The organism is Xenorhabdus littoralis, assembly GCF_033949345.1.
GTDB lineage: Bacteria > Pseudomonadota > Gammaproteobacteria > Enterobacterales > Enterobacteriaceae > Xenorhabdus > Xenorhabdus littoralis.
The window spans coordinates 145722-170694 of record NZ_VCDP01000025.1 but is presented as its reverse complement, the minus strand read 5'-3'; the positions used below and the strand labels follow the sequence as shown (position 1 = coordinate 170694).

The 24973-nt window shown below is 43.9% G+C and carries 22 protein-coding genes; 14 read left to right on the top strand and 8 right to left on the bottom strand.

Features of this window, described 5'->3' with window-relative positions:
• Positions 1-14 precede the first annotated feature (14 nt).
• The 6 genes from hupB to bolA form a co-directional block, all read right to left on the bottom strand.
• Entirely contained in the window at positions 15-290 is a 276-nt protein-coding gene (gene hupB / locus FE394_RS07840; protein ID WP_319925832.1) for a nucleoid-associated protein HU-beta, read from the bottom strand.
• 256 nt (positions 291-546) lie between these two features.
• Positions 547-2901: an endopeptidase La gene (gene lon, locus FE394_RS07835; RefSeq protein WP_319925831.1), complete on the bottom strand. Its 2355-nt coding sequence runs from the start codon at positions 2899-2901 to the stop codon at positions 547-549.
• A 332-nt stretch (positions 2902-3233) separates the two neighbouring features.
• Positions 3234-4505 (bottom strand): ATP-dependent protease ATP-binding subunit ClpX, encoded by a 1272-nt coding sequence (gene clpX / locus FE394_RS07830; protein WP_319925830.1) that lies wholly within the window; start codon positions 4503-4505, stop codon positions 3234-3236.
• A gap of 152 nt (positions 4506-4657) precedes the next feature.
• Positions 4658-5281, bottom strand: coding sequence for an ATP-dependent Clp endopeptidase proteolytic subunit ClpP (gene clpP / locus FE394_RS07825; protein WP_319925829.1), 624 nt, complete (start codon positions 5279-5281; stop codon positions 4658-4660).
• A gap of 262 nt (positions 5282-5543) precedes the next feature.
• A complete protein-coding gene (tig, locus tag FE394_RS07820) occupies positions 5544-6848 on the bottom strand; it encodes a trigger factor (protein WP_319925828.1) in 1305 nt (434 codons plus the stop codon).
• A gap of 381 nt (positions 6849-7229) precedes the next feature.
• Complete coding sequence (bolA, locus tag FE394_RS07815; RefSeq protein ID WP_319925894.1) at positions 7230-7553, bottom strand: transcriptional regulator BolA; 324 nt, start codon at positions 7551-7553, stop codon at positions 7230-7232.
• Between the two features lie 239 nt (positions 7554-7792).
• Here bolA and FE394_RS07810 point away from each other — a divergent pair, with 239 nt between their 5' ends.
• The 9 genes from FE394_RS07810 to FE394_RS07770 all read left to right on the top strand — a co-directional run bounded on the left by FE394_RS07810 (position 7793) and on the right by FE394_RS07770 (position 17655).
• A complete protein-coding gene (locus FE394_RS07810; protein WP_319925827.1) occupies positions 7793-8380 on the top strand; it encodes a lipoprotein in 588 nt (195 codons plus the stop codon).
• Between the two features lie 71 nt (positions 8381-8451).
• Entirely contained in the window at positions 8452-9981 is a 1530-nt protein-coding gene (gene ampG, locus FE394_RS07805) for a muropeptide MFS transporter AmpG (protein WP_319925826.1), read from the top strand.
• A 254-nt stretch (positions 9982-10235) separates the two neighbouring features.
• On the top strand, positions 10236-11003 hold the full coding sequence (locus FE394_RS07800; protein WP_319925825.1) for a nucleoside-specific channel-forming Tsx family protein: 768 nt from the start codon (positions 10236-10238) through the stop codon (positions 11001-11003).
• A gap of 348 nt (positions 11004-11351) precedes the next feature.
• Positions 11352-12317, top strand: coding sequence for a cytochrome o ubiquinol oxidase subunit II (cyoA, locus tag FE394_RS07795; RefSeq protein WP_319925824.1), 966 nt, complete (start codon positions 11352-11354; stop codon positions 12315-12317).
• Positions 12318-12321: 4 nt separating this feature from the next.
• Positions 12322-14304, top strand: a complete 1983-nt coding sequence (gene cyoB, locus FE394_RS07790; protein WP_319925823.1) for a cytochrome o ubiquinol oxidase subunit I — start codon at positions 12322-12324, stop codon at positions 14302-14304.
• Positions 14304-14915, top strand: a complete 612-nt coding sequence (locus FE394_RS07785) for a cytochrome o ubiquinol oxidase subunit III (RefSeq protein WP_319925822.1) — start codon at positions 14304-14306, stop codon at positions 14913-14915. The genes cyoB and FE394_RS07785 overlap by 1 nt, the downstream gene beginning before the upstream one ends.
• On the top strand, positions 14915-15247 hold the full coding sequence (locus tag FE394_RS07780) for a cytochrome o ubiquinol oxidase subunit IV (protein WP_319925821.1): 333 nt from the start codon (positions 14915-14917) through the stop codon (positions 15245-15247). The genes FE394_RS07785 and FE394_RS07780 overlap by 1 nt, the downstream gene beginning before the upstream one ends.
• Before the next feature lie 12 nt (positions 15248-15259).
• Complete coding sequence (gene cyoE, locus FE394_RS07775; protein WP_319925820.1) at positions 15260-16144, top strand: heme o synthase; 885 nt, start codon at positions 15260-15262, stop codon at positions 16142-16144.
• A gap of 143 nt (positions 16145-16287) precedes the next feature.
• Positions 16288-17655 carry an MFS transporter gene (locus tag FE394_RS07770; protein ID WP_319925819.1) on the top strand — a complete coding sequence of 456 codons (1368 nt, stop codon included), beginning with the start codon at positions 16288-16290 and terminating at the stop codon, positions 17653-17655.
• A 186-nt stretch (positions 17656-17841) separates the two neighbouring features.
• On the opposite strand, the gene FE394_RS07765 is transcribed toward FE394_RS07770, so the two are convergent.
• Positions 17842-18333, bottom strand: coding sequence for a YajQ family cyclic di-GMP-binding protein (locus FE394_RS07765; protein WP_319925818.1), 492 nt, complete (start codon positions 18331-18333; stop codon positions 17842-17844).
• A gap of 175 nt (positions 18334-18508) precedes the next feature.
• Here FE394_RS07765 and panE point away from each other — a divergent pair, with 175 nt between their 5' ends.
• Complete coding sequence (gene panE, locus FE394_RS07760) at positions 18509-19429, top strand: 2-dehydropantoate 2-reductase (protein ID WP_319925817.1); 921 nt, start codon at positions 18509-18511, stop codon at positions 19427-19429.
• On the top strand, positions 19389-19985 hold the full coding sequence (gene yajL, locus FE394_RS07755) for a protein deglycase YajL (RefSeq protein WP_319925816.1): 597 nt from the start codon (positions 19389-19391) through the stop codon (positions 19983-19985). The genes panE and yajL overlap by 41 nt, the downstream gene beginning before the upstream one ends.
• Before the next feature lie 70 nt (positions 19986-20055).
• On the opposite strand, the gene thiI is transcribed toward yajL, so the two are convergent.
• Entirely contained in the window at positions 20056-21504 is a 1449-nt protein-coding gene (thiI, locus tag FE394_RS07750; RefSeq protein WP_319925815.1) for a tRNA uracil 4-sulfurtransferase ThiI, read from the bottom strand.
• A 242-nt stretch (positions 21505-21746) separates the two neighbouring features.
• On the opposite strand from thiI, the gene xseB reads away from it, so the two are divergent.
• From xseB to dxs, 3 genes are all read left to right on the top strand, one after another.
• Positions 21747-22004: an exodeoxyribonuclease VII small subunit gene (xseB, locus tag FE394_RS07745; protein WP_319925814.1), complete on the top strand. Its 258-nt coding sequence runs from the start codon at positions 21747-21749 to the stop codon at positions 22002-22004.
• 4 nt (positions 22005-22008) lie between these two features.
• Positions 22009-22926, top strand: a complete 918-nt coding sequence (gene ispA / locus FE394_RS07740) for a (2E,6E)-farnesyl diphosphate synthase (protein WP_419836317.1) — start codon at positions 22009-22011, stop codon at positions 22924-22926.
• 163 nt (positions 22927-23089) lie between these two features.
• A complete protein-coding gene (dxs, locus tag FE394_RS07735) occupies positions 23090-24955 on the top strand; it encodes a 1-deoxy-D-xylulose-5-phosphate synthase (RefSeq protein ID WP_319925813.1) in 1866 nt (621 codons plus the stop codon).
• Positions 24956-24973 lie beyond the last annotated feature (18 nt).

The following is a 24973-nucleotide window of genomic DNA, read 5'->3' as shown; positions in this document are numbered from 1 at the left end:
CAGATTTCTATTCATTAAATGTTAACAGCATCTTTCAGACCCTTTCCGGCTCGGAAAGCAGGCACTTTTGCTGCTGCGATCTCGATTTCTTTGCCTGTCTGGGGGTTACGCCCTGTACGTGCAGCACGTTCACGCACAGTAAAAGTACCGAACCCTACCAAAGCGACATCATCACCGTCTTTCAATGCATCAGATACTGAAGAAATGAATGCATCTACTACACGTCCGGCTGCTGCCTTGGAAAGGCTCGCATCAGCAGCAATTTTGTCGATCAGTTGTGACTTATTCACTCTTATCATCCCCATTTAGTTTTTACTATTGTAACAAAAACTGATTTATAACGGACAACACAGCAGTTATTCCGTCATATCAATCCTTTCCAGTATTAGCAAGAAATCATGGAACAGCAAAATATTTAATCAGATAATTAGACTAAGCTAACTTAATGCCACAAAAAAGCTGGCAAGTCTGAATTTACTCGCCAGCTTAAATTTTATATACAATTCTTGAGTTAGCTCACTATTTTTGTACTATTTAATTTTTGTACTACTTTAGTGAAACTGCTTCTGCCCCAAATACAGGCTCCTGCAAAGCAATAGATAAAACATCTTCTATGCGCTTAACGGGATGAATATCTAAATCTTGAATCACATTCTGAGGGATCTCTTCCAGATCGCGTTTATTTTCATCTGGAATCATGACAGTTTTAATTCCGCCACGATGCGCTGCCAGTAGTTTTTCTTTCAAACCGCCAATAGGCAGAACCAAGCCACGCAGAGTGATTTCCCCTGTCATTGCGACATCAGCGCGAACCGGATTACCCGTCAGACAGGAAACCAACGCAGTACACATTGCAATACCCGCGCTTGGACCATCTTTTGGTGTCGCTCCTTCAGGTACATGAACGTGGATATCACGTTTTTCATGAAAATCAGAACTGATGCCCAATTTATCTGCACGAGCCCGAACCACTGTTAATGCCGCTTGAATGGATTCCTGCATCACTTCACCCAATGAACCGGTATAGGTCAATTTGCCTTTACCCGGAACACTGGCTGTTTCAATCGTCAGCAGATCGCCACCCACTTCGGTCCATGCAAGACCAGTTACCTGACCAACACGGTTTTCTGTATCGGCACGACCGTAATCCACTCGCTGCACACCAAGATAATCTTTCAGATTATCAGCATTGATTTCAATGTGTTTGAGCGTCTTATCCATCAACAATGCTTTAACTGCCTTACGACACAATTTAGAGATTTCACGTTCCAGACTACGAACGCCAGCCTCACGGGTGTAGTAACGGATAATGCCGAGAATTGCGCCGTCATCTATGCTCAACTCGCCTTTCTTCAGAGCATTACGTTCGGTCTGTTTTGGCAGCAAATGACGTGTGGCAATATTCAGTTTTTCATCTTCGGTATAGCCCGACAGACGAATGACTTCCATACGATCCAACAATGGCGCTGGAATATTCATGGAGTTAGACGTTGCTACAAACATTACATCAGACAGATCGTAATCTACTTCAAGGTAGTGATCGTTGAATGCCACGTTTTGTTCAGGATCAAGGACTTCCAATAAAGCTGAAGCCGGATCACCACGCATGTCAGATGACATTTTGTCAATTTCATCCAACAGGAACAGTGGGTTCTTAACCCCAATCTTGGACATTTTCTGAATCAATTTGCCCGGCATGGAACCAATATAGGTACGGCGATGTCCACGAATTTCAGCTTCATCACGTACGCCACCCAATGCCATACGTACATATTTACGCCCAGTCGCACGCGCGATGGAACGACCCAATGAAGTTTTACCTACGCCCGGCGGCCCTACCAGACAAAGTATCGGTCCCTTGATTTTGCTGACACGGCTTTGTACTGCAAGGTATTCAAGAATACGCTCTTTGACGCGCTCCAAACCATAATGGTCTATATCCAGCACTTCCTGAGCTTTCACTAAATCTTTTTTTACCTTGCTACGCGCGACCCAAGGAACTTGTACCATCCAGTCGATATAGCTACGGACAACCGTCGCTTCAGCTGACATCGGAGACATCATTTTTAATTTCTGCAGTTCAGCTTCTGCTTTTTCGCGTGCCTCTTTAGGCATTTTCGCATTTTCGATCTTACGTTTCAGCGTTTCATACTCATCAGGTGCATCATCCATCTCACCCAATTCTTTCTGAATCGCTTTCATTTGCTCATTCAGGTAGTACTCGCGCTGGCTTTTTTCCATCTGTTTTTTAACGCGATTGCGGATACGTTTTTCTACCTGTAGCAGATCGATTTCTGACTCCATCATGGCTATCAGATATTCAATGCGCTCAACAACATCAGACATTTCTAAAACAGCCTGTTTATCGTCGATTTTCAAAGGCATATGTGAGGCAATGGTATCAGCCAATTTTGCCGCATCTTCAATACTGTGTAATGATGTCAATACTTCTGGTGGGATCTTTTTGTTCAGTTTGACGTAACCTTCAAACTGATTAACAGCGGTTCTTACCAGAACTTCTTGCTCACGCTCATCGACATCAGGGGATTCAAGATATTCAACCTGAGCATAAAAATACTCACCATTATCCGTCAGGGTGGTAATGCGGGCACGCTGTAAGCCTTCGACCAGAACTTTTACTGTGCCATCTGGCAATTTTAACATCTGTAAAACAGAAGCTACTGTACCTACGGAGAAAAGATCATTGACTCCCGGTTCATCAGTGGATGCTTCTTTTTGCGCGACCAACATGACCTGCTTGTCATGGTCCATTGCTGCTTCCAGGCAATGAATCGACTTCTCACGCCCAACAAACAGAGGGATCACCATATGTGGGTAAACCACTACATCGCGCAAAGGCAATACAGGGATTTCTATGCGTTCAGAACGCTCAGGATTCATAGAGCTCTCTCTTCGTTTATACCCTTCATCTTTTAAGCTGCCTCTTTGTTGACTGAGCTCATTCATCCAAATCACATAGTCAGCTATGTTTTCGGGGATTCATTCACTTGCTGCCGCGATGCAACTCGAAATCTATTGGGTACAGCTTTCGCCAGTTTTTAGGAATCTCGTGAAACACGGTTTTCACGAGTTTCACTTCAAAGAATATAAAATATATGGGGACAGGAATCTGACATTCAATAGCCTATACCTGCAAAAAGCAAAATGAGGGAGAACCCCTCATTTATTTTTTTCAGTGCATACTGATAATCGGTATTTCCTGCCCCATTTTTTCACTCACCAGAAACTTGGGCATCCGGCTTGCTATATATCAATAATGGTGCGGATTTATCTTCAACAACCGTTTCATCAACAACAACTTTCTCTATATGTTCCATTGATGGCAGGTCATACATTGTATCCAGCAAAACACCTTCAACAATTGAGCGAAGACCACGGGCACCTGTTTTACGCGCCATTGCCCTTTTCGCGATGGCAGTTAAAGCTTCTTTCCTGAACTCCAGTTCTACGCCCTCAAGATTAAACAGGGCCTGATACTGTTTGGTCAGCGCATTTTTCGGTTCCTGTAGGATCTGAATCAGGGCTTCTTCACTAAGTTCAGTCAATGTTGCCACAACGGGCAGACGACCAATGAATTCAGGAATTAATCCAAATTTGATCAAATCTTCTGGTTCAACCTGAGCCAGCAACTCGCCTTCTGTTGCCTTCTCCGATTCACCCTTAACTGTAGCACTAAAACCAATACCTGAAGTGACATTCAAACGCTGGCTGATCACTTTGTCCAAGCCTGCAAATGCACCACCACAGATAAACAGGATTTTGGAAGTATCAACTTGCAGAAACTCCTGCTGCGGATGCTTACGGCCACCTTGAGGCGGAACTGCTGCCACAGTGCCTTCAATCAGTTTCAGCAGAGCCTGCTGAACCCCTTCTCCCGATACATCACGCGTAATGGAAGGGTTATCGGATTTACGGGAAATCTTATCTATTTCATCTATATACACGATACCACGTTGTGCTTTCTGCACATCGTAGTCACATTTTTGCAGAAGTTTCTGGATAATATTCTCTACGTCTTCCCCAACATAACCCGCTTCAGTCAACGTCGTGGCGTCAGCCATAGTAAATGGAACGTCTAAATAACGGGCAAGTGTTTCAGCAAGCAGGGTTTTACCACTACCTGTCGGGCCAATCAGCAGAATATTACTTTTGCCTAATTCCACACCATTGCTGGTGTCACCATTACGCAGTCTTTTGTAATGGTTATAGACAGCCACTGCTAATACTTTTTTCGCCGGTTCCTGACCAATGACATAATCATCCAGATGTTGACGAATTTCATGAGGGGTAGGCAATGTACTACGCTCACGATGTGGCACTAGCTCTTTAATTTCTTCGCGAATGATGTCATTACATAAATCGACACATTCATCGCAGATATACACTGACGGGCCAGCTATTAATTTCCGCACTTCATGTTGGCTTTTCCCGCAGAAAGAGCAATACAGCAGCTTTCCTGAACCGTCTTTGCGCTTATCTGTCATCAGTCAACCTCACTTTATGAACTGTTATCCCAGTGTATCTGGCATAACAGAAAAAACGCTGTTATTACTCCGCCTAGCAAGACGTCAACACAAAAAAACGCCCTAAAAAGGGTTTCATCGGAGTAATAAAGTAATTGTCAATAAGTCAATAATTAGTTGCGCTGGGTGAATATACTATCAACCAGTCCGTATTCTACGGCTTCCGCAGCTGATAAGAAACGGTCACGTTCTGTGTCCTCAATAATCTTATCAAGTGATTGCCCGGTATGTTTCGCCATCAATTCGTTCATACGGGCTTTAACCTTAAGTATTTCCTGAGCATGGATTTGAATGTCAGTCGCCTGCCCTTGGAAACCACCTAGTGGCTGGTGAATCATAACCCTGGAATTTGGCAGACAGAAACGCTTGCCTTTTGTTCCAGCGGCCAGTAGGAATGAGCCCATTGAGCAGGCCTGCCCCATACAAATAGTACTCACATCAGGTTTGATAAACTGCATCGTGTCATAAATAGACATTCCTGCCGTAATGACCCCACCCGGAGAGTTGATATATAGATGAATATCTTTTTCTGGGTTTTCTGCTTCCAAGAATAACATTTGAGCGACAATCAGGTTCGCCATATGATCTTCGACTTGGCCAGTCAGAAAAATAATACGATCTTTTAATAAGCGGGAATAAATATCAAATGCACGTTCCCCACGCGCTGTTTGTTCAACCACCATCGGCACCAAAGACATGTTAGGTGCATATTGATCTTGCTTGCCACTGTATGACATTTCCGTCTCCTAATAGAACTCACGCTGGTGCCATTCATAACTGATTCTACTTGAGATAAGCGATGATGACCATGATCCAAAGTTAACTAACAAGGGGCTTTTTCCCCTCTAAAAAGTAGTAAGCTCTTACATAATAGTAAGAAAGGATATGAGGTTAAATCTGTTTTTTTTCAAGAGCAATAAAAAACCCGCAAGCATAGCCTGCGGGTTTATTTCTATTGAAAGTGAGATTTCATCATCTCAGGCAATCAATAAATGAAACTTATGCCATTTGATTTTGGTTCATAAGATCATTAAAGCCAGTTTCTTTTTCAGAAACTTTTGCTTTACTCAGAACAAGTTCAACGGCCTGCTCTTCCAAAGCAATGTTGCGAACGTTGTTCAGCATTTCTTTATTTTTGCTGTAGTATTCAACAACTTCTTTCGGATCTTCGTAAGCTGCCGCCATCTCTTCGATCAGCGCATTAACGCGATCTTCGTCGACTTGCAGTTCATTGCTGCTGATAACTTCACCTAACAGCAGACCAACAACAACGCGGCGTTTCGCCTGCTCTTCGAACAGTTCACGTGGCAGTTCCAGAGCTTGTTGCTCGTTGCCGCCAAAACGCTGAGCTGCCTGACGACGCAGTACGTCAATTTCACCATCAACAACTGCTGCAGGAACGTCAACTTCGTTAGCTTTAACCAAACCATCAAGAATCTGAGTTTTGATGCTGTTACGAACTGCATTTTTCAGTTCACGTTCCATGTTCTTACGAACTTCGGCACGCAGACCTTCAGCAGTACCATCAGCGATACCAAAACGTTTGATGAACTCTTCAGTCAGTTCTGGCAGTTCACGCTGCTCAACTTTCTTCAGGTTGATAGCAAACTTCGCCGCTTTACCTTTCAGGTTCTCTGCATGGTAATCTTCTGGGAAAGTCACATCAATGGTAAATTCTTCACCGGCTTTGTGACCAACAACACCATCTTCAAAACCTGGGATCATACGGCCCTGGCCCATTGCCAGAACGAAATCAGTTGATTTACCGCCTTCGAACTCTTCACCATCGATAGTGCCAGTGAAATCAACAGTTACGCGATCTTCCGCTGTTGCTGCTTCATCAGTCTCTTTCCAAGTTGCCTGCTGTTTACGCAGAGTATCCAGCATGGTGTCAACGTCTGCATCTTTTACTTCAACAACAGGTTTTTCAACTTCAATTTCTTCCAGACCTTTCAGTTCAATTTCTGGATAAACTTCGAACTCAACTGCGTAAGTGAAGTTTTCACCGTCTTTAAACTGTTCTGGTTTATAGCTTGGTGCGCCGGCTGGGTTGATTTTCTGCTCAATAATCGCATTGATGAAATTACGTTGCATCAGATCACCCAGAACATCCTGAAGAACAGAAGCGCCGTAACGCTGCTGAACGATCTTCATTGGCACTTTGCCCTTACGGAAGCCGTCGATACGGACTTTCTTTGCTACATTAACCAATTCACTGCTAACTGCTTTTTCGATATCGGCAGCAGGAACGGTGATTGACACACGACGCCCAAGGCCTTGAGTTGTTTCAACAGAAACTTGCATCTTGTTACCTCAAAAAAATCATAGTGCTCGATCAACTTCAGAATAGCTGCAATAGTTAACACTCAGTTAATCGCAGTACTCTTTAAGAACCGGGGCGGTCGCATTTAAAAACCGAGAATCCCTGTGATCAGAAGCGTCCCGAAACCATTCTAAAAATTTAGACGCAACATTATAGCGACGCAGACAGTATGAGTCGAGAATTGCAGGCAAAAGCATGCAAGATTCGTTGACTTATGTGATAAACGTTGCCCAATGACTACATCACGATATTGTTTATGCGCTATGAATATAAACAAAAATACAGCCCGAAAGCTGCAATCTAAAATTAAATCTAGAGTAATAAAATAAAAATGAAGAGACTATTAGATTAGCCTGAAAATATCAAAAAATTGACGTCGTGTTACTCCCGCCACGACACGCAGGTGAAGACAGGACGCTATCGCCCAATTCTGCCCACTCTTTTTCCGTATAAGTGTGGAGCGCCAAAGCGTGCACTCCCTCCTCCAATTCTTTAGCCAAAACACTATATACTGAGCGATGGCGATTGAGTATTCTTTGTTCAACAAAGTCATTACTTATTACAATAACTTTAAAATGGCTTTCAGAACCCGCAGGCACATTGTGACGATAACTTTCATCGACCACTTCCAGATGAGAAGGCTTAAATGCCGCCTGTAACTTTCTTTCTATTTCCTGACGAACCATCTCATTCTCCTTAATCACCAAAGGTTATTTATCAACCACATAACTGATTCTAGTTTATTTCCCGTGATTTATAACATCGGGATAAACAAATCTCTTCAACAGAATTTACTTTAGGTATTTTCCCCTATGTTTCAATCATTAGGGATATGCCGCCACTACTGGCAATGCTATGATTGCGACGGTTTATACTACCTGTATTAATATATCGGGTATCCGTATCTTGAATTGAGAAACCTAAAATGCTAAAGAAAATATTTATTCCATTGATTACGCTTTTCTTTTTAGCGGCCTTATCTGGTTGTGCAGGCTCAGGCAATACATTAGCTATTCAGCCCAAAATTACCTTGCCGCCAGCAGATCCAACAATGAAAGCGATAACAATCAATATTAGTGGGGCCGATCATCGCCAATCTCAAGCCCTGGCTCAAATTAATCGTGATGCACGATTAGTCACATTAGTTCCTTCCCGAGATTTACGTTTTTTACTGCAAGAAGCCCTGGAAAAACAAATGGTAGCCCGTGGCTATATGATAGGTTCTCCTGCTGATGCTAATTTGCAAGTTATCGTGAATCAGCTCTATGCCGACGTGAAAGAAGGTAGCCTGCGTCATGATATTTCAACAAAAGCAGAAATATCGATTATTGTTTATGCACAAGATGGTAGTAAACAAATCAAAAATTACCGTACCAGCTACAACGTTCAGGGGCCATTAAGTGCAACAAACGCAAAAATTGCGGATGCAGTAAATACTGTCTTATCCGACGTAATCGCAGATATGGCTCAGGATTCGTCAATCAGCACCTTTATTAAACAAAACGTCCGCTAACCGGATAAGGAGTAAACTTTCTGCCTGATTCTGGCAAATCAGATGTTATGCAGAAAGTTTTTGGAAGGCTCATGACTAATCATCGTTATTTAAACCTATCTGCATTACGTAAATATCGGGCTCTTCTATTGCTGGGCTTTGCTTCAGGCCTACCGTTGGCACTCACCGCAGGAACGTTACAAGCATGGATGACTGTCGAAAACGTCGATATCCGGACTATCGGTTTTTTCACTTTGGTTGGTCAGGCTTATGTTTTTAAGTTCCTCTGGGCCCCCGCCATGGATCGATATTCTCCCTCGTTTTTAGGAAGACGGCGAGGATGGATGCTCGTGACTCAGCTTTTATTGATAGCCAGTATCGCGGCAATGGGTTTTCTCCAACCATCCCAACATTTATGGTGGCTCGCTGCATTAGCCGTTTCGGTAGCGTTCTTCTCCGCCTCCCAGGATATTATTTTTGACGCTTATAAAACCGACCTGCTGACACAAGAAGAACGAGGCTCAGGAGCTGCTATCTCTGTACTGGGGTATCGGTTGGCTATGCTGACTTCGGGTGGTCTTGCTTTATTAATGACAGCTTATATTAGCTGGCAAAGTATGTATTGGGTTATGGCGGGTATAATGCTGATTGGTGTTTACGCCACTCTGACAGCCAAAGAACCAGAAATTAATACAGCCCCACCAAAAACATTGAGTCAGGCCGTATTCGAACCCTTGTCAGATTTTTTCAGTCGAAATAATGCCTGGCTTATCCTGCTGTTAATTGTGCTGTATAAATTGGCTGATGCTTTTGCTCTCTCCCTCAGTACGCCATTCCTTATTCGTGGTGTCGGCTTCGATCCCCCGGAGGTCGGCATGGTCAATAAAACATTCGGACTCGCGGCTACTATTATTGGCGCGTTGTACGGTGGGTATTTGATGCATAAGCTGAGCCTGTTCCGCGCCTTGATGATATTCGGTATTCTTCAAACCGTTTCAAACTTCGGTTACTGGATACTCGCTGTTACTCCTAAAGATATCTATTCAATGGGAGCAATTATTTTTATAGAAAATATCTGTGGTGGTATGGGAACTGCGGCATTTGTCGCTCTATTGATGACCTTGTGCAATAAGTCATTCTCAGCAACCCAGTTCGCTTTGCTTTCAGCATTATCAGCCGTTGGTAGAATATATGTTGGCCCCATGGCTGGATGGTTCGCAGAAGAGAATGGTTGGCCAATGTTTTATTTATTCTCTGTTATTATCGGATTACCTGGGCTCGTACTGTTGTTTGCCTGCCGTAAGACGCTTGATTACACTCAAAAAACGGACAGTTTTATTGCGCGGACCCTATTCAAAAAATATTATCAGTCTGCCTTTATTATCATGATACTCGCAGCTCTGTTGTTTATCGCTTGGTTGATCCTCAGCATCCTGTTATTTTCCGTCACGCATTTTGTACCCCTGATATATGCAATATCTTCACAACATATTCTATATATGAACAATTTAAGTGATTGGATATCCCCGATGTTATCCTTGAGTGTAATCATTGGAGTCTCAGGTCTTCTCTTGGGAGGAATGCTGGATTATTTAGCGTTGAAGAAAAGCAAATTGGCTTAACTTATTTCCTCCATTTCCGTTCCTTTCCAGCATTTAGTTACAACAGAAGGCCGACAAAGTTCAGTCTTCTGTTGCATTTTTTTAGTGACAAAGATCACAAGTAGAATAAAAAACCACAATTATGTGACTTGAAAAACATCTTTTTCAGGGCGTGATTATTTATATTCACACTAACAAATATTATTATTTGAACCTATTTTATTTCGAACTATTCGAAATATTTTTATTATCCTAAAGCCATATAAAGGGAATTTATGAAAAGACATATTTTGACACTCACTGCAGCTGCTACTGCCTTGATTTCTGCTTCAGCTTGTGCGGAATACCAGTCGGGATTTGCTAATGTCAGCATGAACTACCTTGACTGGAACGAACACACCACACACAAAACCGGTCAGACCTCACATAAAGACGACTTTGCTTATCTGGAATTAGAAGGTGGCGCAGGGTTCAGTTGGGGTGAGCTATATGGTTTCGCTGATTTAGAAAATCCATTTAACAGCAAAACTGCACAACCGGGTGACAACCAACGCTATACTTTCAAAACAACGGGTCGCTTCTATCTGGGTGATACTGGTTTCAACCTGTACGGTCATGTTTATGGAACCTATTCACTACCGGGTAAAGCTAACGGTGGTAACTTCCATGAAGTCAATACACTTTATGGACTGGGCTACAATACTACTCTTGCTGGTTTGTGGTTCAAACCTTTCGTCGCACTTCATTATGTTGACCAAACTTTCTACTCAGGAAATAACGGCTATGTCGTAGGCTGGGTAGCTGGATACGATTTTAATCTCTGGGAACAAAAATTCAGTGTTACAAACTGGAATGAAGTTGAATTGAACCGCAATAAGCGCTACGGCAACGGCGGACGCGAAGGCGTTAACGGTGCTATCGCATTGTGGTGGACTCCACATCCTTCTTTTACAACAGGAATTCAATACCGCTACGCAGATAACAAATTGGGAGAAGATTTCCTACAGGATGGTATTGTTTACAGTGTAAAATATAACTTTTAACAACTAATTTAACAGATGAGCAGCCTTTCGCTGCTCATCGATACTCATAAATAATAGTTATCCTATTATTAAAAAGCATATCCAAGTAGTTTTTCTTTGATTTTAACTAATTTTTTATCTTTTAAAATAGTTAGTTACATTAAAAACATTGCGGGTTTTGATTTTTTGTGCAAATAACAGTGTGAAATTAACGTTTTGTTAAATTTAATATCACATGTGATCCCTCTAACATAAAAAGCCTACAAGCCATCCTGCTTCCATTACAATTGTTTACACTCCGGTAACCATACCGTAGAATGCCCCCACTGATGAAACGACAATAAAGCTTTTGTTATCTGGGGTCGCTCAATGAGACTTATGAAATACAAAAAAACTATTGGGTTATCGTCATTACTTGCAGCCACTTTAATGCTAAGCGGTTGTGATATGGTATTGATGAATCCCAAAGGGGCGATCGGCGTTGAGCAAAAAACGCTGATACTGACGGCGTTTGGCTTGATGCTGATCGTTGTTATCCCGGCTATTGTAATGGCAATCGTTTTTGCCTTGCGTTACCGGGAAGCCAATAAATCTGCAACTTATCGTCCAAACTGGGCACACTCAAATAAAATTGAGCTTGTCGTCTGGACTGTACCTGTCCTGATTATCATCGTCCTGGCGACCATTACATGGAAAACGACTCATGAGCTCGATCCATATAAGCCACTGGACAGTGATGTAAAACCGGTGACGATAGAAGTTATTTCCCTTGACTGGAAATGGCTGTTCATCTACCCGGAGCAGGGTATTGCTACCGTAAATGAAATTGTATTCCCTAAAGATGTTCCGATTAACTTCAAAATCACCTCAGACTCTGTGATGAACTCTTTCTTCATCCCACAGTTAGGTGGTCAGATTTATGCAATGGCAGGTATGCAAACAAAACTGCACCTGATTGCTAATTCTTCGGGTAAATACGACGGATTTTCAGCAAGTTATAGTGGTCATGGCTTCTCAGGCATGAAATTCACTGCAACTGCAACTGATGATCGTGCAGGTTTTGAAGAGTGGGTGCAGAAAGTTAAAGCATCATCTAAAACCCTGGATACCGTAGAAGCATTCAATGAATTGGCTAAACAGAGCCAAAACAATCCTGTTGAACACTTCTCAAGCGTGAAACCAAAACTGTTCCAAGAAACTATCGCCAAATTCATGGGTGATATGGGCCATGGTGGTATGTTTGGTGTATCAAGCCATAGTAAAACAGAACATGGTGAAGCTGCGGGTCATAATATGAATATGAGTCAGCCGGCTCATGCAGGTGTTGAGGAATAAAGGCATGTGGGGAAAATTAACACTGGATGCGGTCCCATTGCATGAACCCATTATTGTGGTGACATTGCTTGGGATCTTGCTTGGGGGGCTGGCGGTTGCTGGTGCCTTAACCTATTTCCGTAAATGGAAATGGCTCTGGAGTGAATGGTTAACCAGCGTTGACCATAAGAAAATCGGTGTCATGTACATCGTCGTAGCCATGGTAATGATGCTTCGTGGTTTTGCTGACGCCATCATGATGCGTGGACAGCAAGCCCTCGCTTCTGCTGGTGAAGCAGGCTTCCTACCCCCGCACCATTATGATCAGATCTTTACCGCCCATGGCGTTATCATGATCTTCTTCATGGCAATGCCTTTCGTTGTCGGTCTGATGAACATTGTTGTTCCTCTGCAAATCGGTGCGCGCGACGTTGCATTTCCATTCCTGAACTCTTTAAGCTTCTGGCTGTTTGTTGTTGGTGTAGTACTGATCAACCTCTCTCTGGGGGTCGGTGAGTTCGCACAAACGGGTTGGTTAGCCTATCCGCCTCTGTCCGGTCTGGAATATAATCCCGGGGTCGGGGTCGATTACTGGATATGGAGTCTTCAGCTCTCCGGTGTAGGTACATTGCTGACAGGTGTTAACTTCTTCGTGACCATCCTGCGCATGCGTGCACCAGGTATGTCCATGATGAAACTCCCTGTCTTTACATGGGCTTCACTGTGCACCAACGTACTGATCATTGCTGCGTTCCCAATCCTGACAGTCACCATTGCACTGTTAACTCTGGATCGTTATCTGGGCACCCATTTCTTTACCAACGATATGGGCGGCAACATGATGATGTACATCAACCTGATTTGGGCTTGGGGTCATCCTGAAGTTTACATTCTGGTTCTGCCTGTCTTTGGTATCTTCTCTGAAGTCACTGCAACATTCTCGAAAAAACGCCTGTTTGGTTATACCTCACTGGTGTGGGCGACAATCGTTATTACCATCCTGTCGTTCATCGTATGGTTGCACCACTTCTTTACCATGGGCTCCGGCGCGAACGTCAACGCCTTCTTCGGTATCGCCACGATGATTATCTCTATCCCAACCGGGGTTAAGATCTTCAACTGGCTGTTCACTATGTACCGTGGGCGTATCGAATTCAAAACCCCGATGCTGTGGACTGTCGGCTTTCTGGTCACTTTCTCCATTGGTGGTATGACTGGTGTTCTGCTGGCAGTACCTGGCGCGAACTTTGTTCTGCACAACAGTCTGTTCCTGATTGCTCACTTCCATAACGTCATCATCGGCGGTGTGGTATTCGGCTGCTTCGCAGGTACTACTTACTGGTTCCCGAAAGCGTTCGGTTTCACACTGAACGAAAAATGGGGTGTCCGCGCATTCTGGTTCTGGATCTCTGGATTCTTCGTTGCCTTCATGCCGCTGTACGCACTGGGCTTCATGGGTATGACCCGTCGTCTGAGCCAAGATATCAACCCAGAATTCCACTCACTGCTGGTTGTTGCCGCTGGCGGCGTTGTCTTAATCGCCTTGGGTATTCTGTGTCAGGTTATCCAGTTCTACGTCAGTATCCGTGACCGTGAACAAAACCGTGATCTGACGGGTGATCCATGGGGTGCTCGTACCCTTGAATGGTCAACTTCATCTCCACCTCCATTCTATAATTTTGCTGAAGTTCCACACATTCAGACTCGTGATGCGTGGTGGGATATAAAAGAAAAAGGCACTGAATATAAACGGCCTGCCAAATATGAAGAAATTCATATGCCTAGAAATACAGCAGCAGGCGTGGTCATCAGCGCATTCTGTCTGATATTAGGCTTTGCTTTTATCTGGCATATCTGGTGGATGGCTATTGGAAGCTTTGCTGGCATCGTTATCAGTTGCATCGTGAAAAGCTTTGACGAAGACGTTGATTACTACGTCCCTGTAGCTGAAGTCGAGAAAGTTGAAAATCAGCGTTACGAAGAACTGAGAAAGGCAGGTGTGAAATAATGTCGACTCAAACCCTTAATAACACAGTAGCCCATGACGATCATGGGCATCACGATACAGGTGCCAATAAAGTATTTGGTTTCTGGATCTACCTGATGAGTGACTTGGTTCTGTTTGCAAGTCTGTTCGCTACCTATGCAGTGCTGGTTAACGGCACTGCTGGCGGCCCAACAGGTAAAGATATTTTTGAACTGGATTTTGTTCTAGTCGAAACCTTCCTGCTGCTGTTCAGTAGTATTACCTATGGTTTCGCTATGCTGAACATGAACAAAGGTAAAGTTGCACAGGTTAACCTGTGGCTGTTCATTACCTTCCTGTTCGGCCTTGGCTTCGTTTCAATGGAAGTGTATGAGTTCCATAAACTGATCTCAGAAGGCTTTGGTCCGGATCGTAGCGCATTCCTGTCTTCCTTCTTCGCACTGGTTGCTACTCACGGTCTGCACGTCACCTTCGGCCTGATCTGGATTATCGTTCTGATCGTTCAGGTTTCACGTCGTGGTCTGACTGACATGAACCGTACTCGTCTGAATTGCCTGAGTTTGTTCTGGCACTTCCTTGACGTGGTATGGATCTGTGTATTTACTGTCGTTTATCTGATGGGAGCTATGTAATGAGTCATCCAAATACTTCTCATTCCGGCGCCAGCCACGGTAGCTTCAAAACCTATATGATTGGTTTTGTACTGTCAGTCATTCTGACCGTGATCCCATTCTGGATGGTGATGGAAGGTACAGCTTCACACAGCACCATCCTCGTAACAGTAGTCGCGATGGCTGTCGTTCAGATTTTTGTTCATTTCATCTGCTTCCTGCATATGAATACATCGTCTGAAGAGCGTTGGAATCTCGTTGCTTTACTATTCACATTACTGGTCATCGTTATCGTTGTTGTTGGCTCCCTGTGGATTATGTACAACCTGAACATCAATATGATGGTTGATTAAGGGTTGATTTGAATGATTAAGCAATACCTGCAAGTGACCAAACCAGGAATTATTTTCGGAAATCTAATTTCTGCGATTGGTGGTTTTCTACTCGCTTCCAGGGGCGTAATAGATTACCCCTTATTCTTTGCAACGATGGTCGGGGTATCGCTGGTGGTAGCATCAGGTTGTGTATTCAACAACTATATCGACCGCGATATCGACCGTATCATGGAAAGAACGAAAGAAAGAGTCCTTGTGAAAGGGCTTATAGACCCGAAAATCAGCCTGATTTATGCCGCAGTGCTAGGTATTGCTGGCATCGTGCTGCTCTATGTAGCAGCCAATGCCTTAGCAATGCAGTTAGCTATTATCGGATTTATTATCTATGTCGGGGTTTATAGCCTCTACATGAAAAGGAAATCTGTGTACGGCACACTGGTTGGTAGCTTGTCAGGCGCAGCACCTCCCGTAATTGGTTACTGTGCGGTAGCAGGGCACTTTGATACAGGTGCGCTGATCTTATTGCTGATCTTCAGCTTGTGGCAAATGCCCCACTCTTACGCCATTGCTATTTTTCGGTTCAAAGATTATCAAGCCGCTAACATTCCAGTATTACCGGTGATTAAAGGTATTTCCGTCGCGAAAAACCACATCACTCTGTACATTCTGGCCTTTATGGTAGCCACTTTAATGCTGACTATCAGTGGCTATGCTGGTTATAAATACCTTATCGTAGCCGCAGCAGTCAGTATCTGGTGGCTGGGTATGGCATTATCAGGTTATAAAACCTCTGATGACCGTATTTGGGCTCGTAAACTATTTATGTTTTCTATTGTCGCTATCATGTCATTAAGCGTCATGATGTCTGTAGATTCATCAGCATCGCCAGAAAACCTACTGACTTACGTCTGGTAATCTCAAAGATGGCAGGGATCTCCCTGCCATCTTTTCCTTTCCCTTATCGCTTTTATTCAATGGCAAATGATTCGGTTGCAAATATGTTTTTTTAGTTTGCCCCCATCAAAGTAAAATGTCATACCAGCTTTTTTGAGGTATCCATGAACGATAATAAAATGACTCCGCTTGAACTTCGGGCGACATGGGGCTTAGGTTCCGTTTTCTCTCTGCGCATGTTAGGCATGTTCATGGTTTTACCTGTTCTGACCACCTATGGCCTGAAATTACATGGTGCAACCGAAGCACTGATCGGGATTGCCATTGGTATATACGGGTTAACACAAGCAATATTTCAAATCCCATTTGGCCTGCTTTCAGACAAAATAGGCAGAAAGCCCTTAATTATCGGTGGACTACTCATTTTTGTATTAGGGAGTATTATTGCCGCATTAAGCGATTCCATTTGGGGCATTATTATCGGTAGAGCCTTGCAGGGTACAGGGGCGATATCCGCCGCAATCATGGCATTAATTTCTGATCTAACCCGCGAACAGAACCGAACAAAAGCCATGGCATTTATTGGTATTAGCTTTGGTATTACATTTGCTTTTGCTATTGTCGTTGGCCCTATTATTACCCACCACATCGGCTTAAATGGTTTATTCTGGGCAATCGCTGTCTTGGCTGGATGTGGAATTTTGATCACTCTATTCGCAGTACCAAATACCCAGACGCATTTACTGAATCGCGAATCCGGGATCGCCCGAGACAGTTTTAAGCGTGTGCTATCCGATCCTCAGCTATTAAAACTCAATTTCGGTATTCTTAGCCTGCATACTTTATTGATGTCGAGCTTTGTTGCCCTGCCCCTCATCATGGAGAAAGTCGGTTTTCCTCCAGAACAACACTGGAAAGTATATTTAATTACCACACTTATCTCTTTTGTTGCTGTTTTGCCTTTTATTATTTATGCAGAAACTAAACGCCGCATGAAGCAGGTGTTTTTACTTTGCATCGGTATGTTGTTCATTGCTGAAGCCGTCTTATGGTCACAAGGTTCACATCTTTGGGGGATCTTTGTCGGTATTCAAATATTCTTCCTTGCATTTAATATCATGGAGGCCATTCTGCCTTCACTTATCAGTAAAGAGGCACCAGCGGGTTACAAAGGCACAGCCATGGGCGTGTACTCTACCAGCCAATTTCTGGGTGTTGCGTTGGGGGGAGGCCTTGGTGGAATGCTTTACGAACTGCAAGGAGCATCATTGGTCTTTATGGGTGGTATCGCGTTGACTGCGCTCTGGTTTATTATCAGCCTAACATTACGTCAGCCTCCATATGTCAGCAGTATCAGGATCATTTTGCCAAAGCAACTCAACACCCCTGAAGTTTTGGCGAAAAAAATATTGGCGCAGGCGGGCGTAAAAGATGTCGTTATCGCATCAGAAGAATTCAGTGCCTATATTAAAGTCGATACCAAACTGACCAACCGTGAACAGTTAGAGCAGATTGTATTATCCCATGAATAATTTGCGATATTTGTAACTTAGCCAATGGACTGAATTTCCAAATTACCCAAAGGTGATGTGGTTACATATTGCGCACGGGGCGTAATGAAACGGATACCTCCCCAAATCGGCTTCAGTGAGCCATGCTGAATACATCAGCAAAATATGATGAAGAGGTGCCCGTTTCATTATTGCCTATGACAGAAGTTAGTCGCGGAAATTAGTAAACTGAAAAGGTTGTCCCAGCTCTGCGCCACGAACCAATGCGATGACACTTTGCAGATCATCACGGGCTTTACCTGTTATCCGCACTTGTTCGCCCTGAATCTGAGCCTGTACCTTCAGCTTGCTATCTTTAATCAGCTTTACAATCTTCTTCGCCAACGGTGTATCAATACCTTGCAACATAGTTGCTTCTACACTGTATGTTTTACCGCTGTGAACCATATTTTCAGGGATATTCAGCACAGAACCATCAATTCCACGCTTAGAAAATTTTTCACGAAGAATATCAACCAATTGATTCACCTGAAAATCAGATTCGCTCGCTATTTTGACCGACTCATTCTTTTCGTTTAATTCAAAACTCGCGCTGACGTTGCGAAAATCCCAACGGCTGGTTAACTCCCTCTGTGCGTTCTCTACCGCATTACGCACTTCTTGCATATCAACTTCTGAAACAATATCAAATGATGGCATTACCCGTCACCTCCGGCTAATCAATAAATCGGCATGATAACCGCTTTCCATTACTGGCAAAAGCTCTATACTCAAGAGGCTTTGTGATCTTGCGGAATTTATCCTATTTTGAGGTCATTCCGCATGACATTACGATCCTAAGCTTCCCCATGAAAGCGTCCCTCAAGGAAGAAATATGAAAATAACCATTCTTGGCTGTGGCGCTATAGGTAAATTGTGGCTTGCCGCTTTATCCCGACAGGATCATAGCATTCAGGGATGGCTGAGAGTTCCACAGCCCTTTATTTCCGTCCAGATCGAGAATTTAAACAATAAGGGAAAAAAATTTAATCAACAGTTTCCAGCCAATGACGAAAAACATCTCGCTGAAAGCGAATTGCTCCTCGTTTGTTTAAAAGCATGGCAAGTTTCTGACGCGATTAATAACCTTGCAACCAAACTTTCTCCTCATTGTCCCATCCTGTTATTACATAATGGAATGGGTGCACAAGAAGAGTTCCTGCCTTTACCCAATCCCATTTTACTTGGCGTGACCACTCATGGCGCTTATCAGAAAAATGGCGTTGTTTATCACAAATCACAAGGCATAACCCATATTGGTTCCGTGACAGCAAATGCGTATAAGCTCAGCAGATTGGCAGATATTCTGCATCGCGCCCTGCCCGATGTAGCATGGCATAATGAAATATACACCATCAGTTGGATGAAGCTGGCTGTTAACTGTGTCATTAACCCACTCACAGCAATCCATGATTGTAAAAATGGTGAATTACAGCATTATCGCGGACAGATTCAGTTATTGTGTGACGAAATTCACCAAGTCATGGAACATGATGGTATCCATACATCCAAACAGACACTCATTGATTACGTCATGAATGTGGTTGAGCAGACATCGGAAAATTACTCATCGATGCTGCAAGATATACGCGCACAGCGGCATACAGAGATAGACTACATCACAGGCTTTCTACTGCGCCGGGCCCGTATGCACGGGCTGACAATCGCAGAAAACTTCATAATTTATCAAAGTATTAAACGTAAGGAGGAAGAATATGAGCGTATCAGCCCTCATTTTTCTGGCTCACGGCAGTGAAGAAACCGAAGCGGTCACCACTATTGATTTGCTTATTCGGGCCGGAGTTAATGTGACCATAGCCAGTACCGAAACCGATGGCAGTCTCACCCTAACCTGCTCACGCGGCGTCAAAATCGTTGCGGATGTACCTTTGGTTGATGTCGTTGATGAAGATTTCGATGCCATTATCTTACCCGGAGGGATAAAAGGCGCAGAATGTTTTCGTGACAGTTTATTGGTGGTAGAAAAAATTCGCATTGCACAAAGCCAAGGAAAAATCATCGCTGCCATTTGTGCATCTCCTGCGATCGTACTGGAACATCATCAGCTTTTTCCTGTCGGGAACATGACTGGCTATCCCAGTATGAAAGATAAAATTGCGCCCGAAAAATGGATAGATAAACGAGTATACTTCGATGAAAGGGTCAATTTGCTGACCAGCCAAGGGCCTGCTACCGCTTTTGATTTCGCCCTGAAGCTCATTGAATTATTACAGGGAAAAGAAAAAGCAGCGGAAGTTGCCGCTCAACTGGTTTTACCGCCCGGCGTTAATAACTACCAGAATATCCAGTAAGCACCGCAATAAATCCAAACATCGGGCGACTTATAATAAACGATAAGTCGCCCGATGTTCTGATTTCAAATCAAGGCCGATACACCTTCACATTTTCGAAACCTTGCTCACGCAAGTAAAGCGCCTGCAAACGGCTCATCACACCACGATCACAATAGAGTAAATATGTTTTCTCTTTTGGCAGGTCACCAAACTGGCTACTCAGCTTATAAAAAGGCAATGACTGAACTTCAATATCATCCATGCTTAATGGGCGATTATCCTGCTCATCAGGAGAACGGATATCCAGCAGCACATCATTAGAGAAAAACTCCGTGACTGTTTCTACTTCAACAACCTGCTCATTGGTCTGCTCCGCAATCTGGCGGATATCTACGTTTTGAGCCTCGCTGATGACACGATCCAAAATCTCAAAATCAAAGTTGTTTTCTTCCGCTTCAATTTTAGCCTTGACCGCTTTCACTGTCGGACTTTTTGAGATTACGCCACAAAATTCCGGCATGGTGCGGGCAAAATCTTCAGTGCCAATTTCACGAGCCAGTTTAATGATGTGCTCTTTATCATGAGAAATCAGAGGACGGAGGATCAATGTATCAGAAGCATTATCTATCAGTCTCAGGTTAGTCAAAGTCTGACTGGATACTTGCCCCAAAGCCTCGCCCGTTACGATTGCCTGAACTCCGTAGCGCTCAGCAATTCTGGAAGATGCCCTGACCATCATTCTTTTCAGTACGACACCCATCTGGCCATCATCAATTTTTTCCAGAATTTCAGCCACAACAGGTTCAAAATCGACTGCAATAAACCGGACTTTATGAGAACTGCCAAACCGGTTCCACAAATAATGGGCAACCTGCTTCACCCCAATTTCATGGGCTGAGCCGCCAAGATTAAAGAAACAATAATGCACACGACAACCACGACGCATCAGCATATAACTGGAAACACCGGAGTCAAACCCACCGGAAATCAGTGACAACACATCTTCCTGTGTGCCGATTGGAAAACCGCCAATCCCTTCATGACGAGCCTTAACCAGAATCAATTTATCCTGCTCAACCTCCAAATTTACCGTTACATCAGGTTGAGTCAATTTAACTTTGGCAGATTCAATGTGCTGGTTCAGGCCACCGCCGACATAGCGTTCAACTTCATTGGACGTAAAACTGTGTTTTCCACGGCGCTTAACACGGACACAAAACGTTTTGCCATGCAATAAATGACCGTACGTTTCGTATGTTTGTTCAAAGATATGATGCAAGTCACGAAAATCCCGCTCTTCTACTTGCAGGATATGATGAATACCCGGAATACGTGTCAGTGCATCACAAATTTCTGCGCCAAGGTTATCATCTTTCACTCTAACTTCGATATTATCCCAATGGCGAACAACAGCAATGCCCTCTCCGAATGTTTTAAGTACATTGCGGATATTGCTGGCAAGAATTTTAATAAAGCGCAACCGGACGGTCTGGCTCTTAATCGTAATTTCTGGGAATAATTTAATGATAAACTTCATAGTAAGATATAGTAGTCATTCAATGTTGAACCATCACGAGCAATATCACGGATGATTCTTAAGTGTTCAGTTGGATAGGGCGCAGAGTATAACATCATCTTGCTACATAGCCTCAAAAATATGGCCTGTAAAAAAACAGCGGTAACACATGATTTATTTTTCTTGGTGTAGTAGGGTACTCTGCAATTCTGTAACGAACTTGCTTTGCTGTAATTCGTTAAATAACCATAAGTTAAGTCATTATGTCTAAAGCAAATCAAACATCAGAAACCGAACAAAAACCGGCATTTGAAACTTCTCTGAAAGAGCTGGAAGAAATTGTTATTCGGCTGGAATCAGGGGAACTCCCATTAGAAGATGCATTGAACGAATTTGAACGCGGTATTCAACTTGCAAGACAGGGACAGAAAACTCTTCAGCAGGCGGAGCAACGAGTGCAAATTTTATTGAACCATGATGCGCAGTCACCACTTGATGAATTTTCGTCCGAACCTGAGTAAATTTATGTCTGAACAATATGAGACTCCTTTTGAAGAGATGCTGCTCACTTGTCAACAACATGTCAATGACAAACTGACGGCAATATTCTCTTCATTACCTTTTTTAGACAGCCCATTAGGCACAGCAATGCAGCATGGAGCTGTGCTGGGTGGGAAGCGGCTGAGGCCGTTTTTAGTTTACAGCGTGGGCGAAATGTTCGGCCTCACCAAAAAGAGTCTTGATGCTGCTGCACTTGCCTTAGAATGCATCCATGCCTATTCATTGATTCATGATGATTTACCTGCGATGGATAATGACGATTTGCGCCGTGGTCAACCCACCTGTCATATCAAATTTGGTGAAAGTCAGGCCATTTTAGCGGGTGATGCGTTACAGTCATTGGCCTTTGAAATTCTGGCAAATCATGACATGCCTGATATCGCTTTATCCGATCGTCTTGCCATGGTTGCTGAGCTGGCAAATGCCAGCGGTTTTGCTGGTATGTGCGGCGGTCAGTCACTGGATTTGGAAGCCGAAGGTAAACAAATCGACCTCGCCTCACTGGAACAAATTCACCAGCATAAAACGGGGGCATTAATACGTGCAGCTGCCCGACTGGGTGCTTACAGCGCGGGACAACGTGGTCGTGAAGTGATGCCTTTGCTGGATCGATATACCCAAGCCATCGGCCTCGCATTTCAGGTACATGATGATATTCTGGATGTCATTGGAAATACTGAAGTGATTGGTAAACGTCAGGGCAACGATCAGCAGCTTGGCAAAAGTACCTATCCTGCCTTATTAGGTTTAGGGCAAGCCCAGAAAAAAGCCCGAGATCTGTATGAAGAAGCACTTACCACACTCACAGAACTGGAAAAACAGTCGTATAACACCGCAACTTTAAAAAAACTGGCTGGTTTTATCATTGAGAGAAACAGCTAAAAAAACGGTCATATTAGTCATCGATTAATATGGTCACCAGTTATATAAAAACCCATAATCAATAAAAGTATCTCATGGGGTGAACCCAAAAATTACATACTGATAATAACAGGGTTCTTAATATTCAACTTCTAACGGGTATAGCATTTTATACAGGCATAGCATGAGCATTGATATAGCGAAATATCCAACATTGGCATTGGCGGAAACTCCAGAAGAACTTCGCCTGCTACCCAAAGACACTTTGCCAAAGTTATGCGATGAACTGCGTCAATTTTTGCTGAACAGTGTTAGCCGCTCCAGTGGTCACTTTGCTTCCGGCCTTGGCGCAATCGAATTAACAGTCGCACTTCACTATGTTTATAAAACTCCCTTTGACAATTTAGTCTGGGATGTTGGTCACCAAGCCTACCCACATAAAATTTTAACCGGACGTCGTGATCGCATTAATACCATTCGCCAGAAAAACGGGCTTCACCCTTTCCCGTGGCGGGATGAAAGTGAATATGACACCTTGTGCGTCGGTCACTCATCCACCTCAATCAGTGCTGGCTTGGGTATGGCAATTGCTGCGAAGCACGAAGGCAAAAACCGCAAAACAGTATGCGTTATCGGAGATGGCGCTATCACTGCGGGTATAGCTTTCGAAGCTATGAACCATGCGGGAGATATCGATCCTGATATGCTGGTGATCCTTAACGACAATGAGATGTCTATTTCTGAAAACGTCGGGGCATTGAACAATCATCTGGCACAACTCCTGTCAGGTAAACTGTATACAACCCTGCGTGAAAGCGGCAAGAAAGTCTTTTCTAATCTTCCGCCTATCAAAGAGTTACTAAAGAAGACCGAAGAACACCTCAAAGGCATGGTCGTCCCCGGAACGTTATTTGAAGAACTTGGGTTCAACTACATCGGGCCTGTTGATGGTCATGACGTATTGGCCCTGACCCAGACCCTGAAAAATATGCGTGAACTGAAAGGGCCACAATTTCTGCATATCATGACCAAAAAAGGCCGTGGTTATGCGCCTGCGGAAAAAGATCCCATCAGTTGGCATGCCGTTCCGAAATTCGACCCTGCTACCGGATCTTTGCCAAAAAGTGCAGATACTCGCCCGACATTTTCCAAGATCTTCGGTGACTGGTTGTGTGAAGAAGCGGCTCAGGACAAAAAACTGATGGCGATCACCCCCGCCATGCGAGAAGGCTCCGGCATGGTGCGTTTCTCCCGCGAGTATCCTGACCAATATTTTGATGTCGCTATCGCCGAACAGCATTCTGTTACCTTTGCGGCAGGTCTGGCTATCGGCGGCTACAAACCGATCGTTGCTATTTATTCCACTTTCCTGCAACGCGCCTATGATCAGGTGATCCACGATGCTGCCATCCAAAAACTGCCGGTCTTGTTTGCCATCGACCGAGGCGGCATTGTTGGTGCGGATGGACAAACCCATCAGGGCGCATTCGATATTTCATTCCTGCGCTGTATCCCAAACATGGTAATCATGACACCCAGCGACGAAAATGAGTGCCGCCAGATGCTGCATACGGGACATCAATATCAAGCAGGCCCTACTGCTGTCCGTTATCCTCGCGGAACAGGGACTGGCGCTGAACTTCAACCACTGGAAGCATTGCCGATTGGCAAAGGCGTGATCCGCCGCCCGGGAGAGCGCATTGCGATCCTGAACTTTGGCACATTGCTGCCTTATGCCCTGCAAGCGGCTGAAGAACTGAATGCAACCGTCGTTGATATGCGCTTTGTCAAACCACTGGATAAAGAACTGGTTCTGGAAATGGCAACCCGCCATGAATTACTGGTGACTTTAGAAGAAAACGCCATTATGGGCGGTGCCGGCAGTGGTGTTAACGAACTTTTGATGCAGGAAAAACAACCTGTTCCTGTATTAAATCTTGGTTTACCCGATCACTTTATACCGCAAGGTACACAGCAAGAACTGCATGCTGATTTAGGTCTGGATTCAGCGGGTATCCAAAACAGCATCGAGAAATATCTGGCTAAATAACCATTAATATCGGATGGA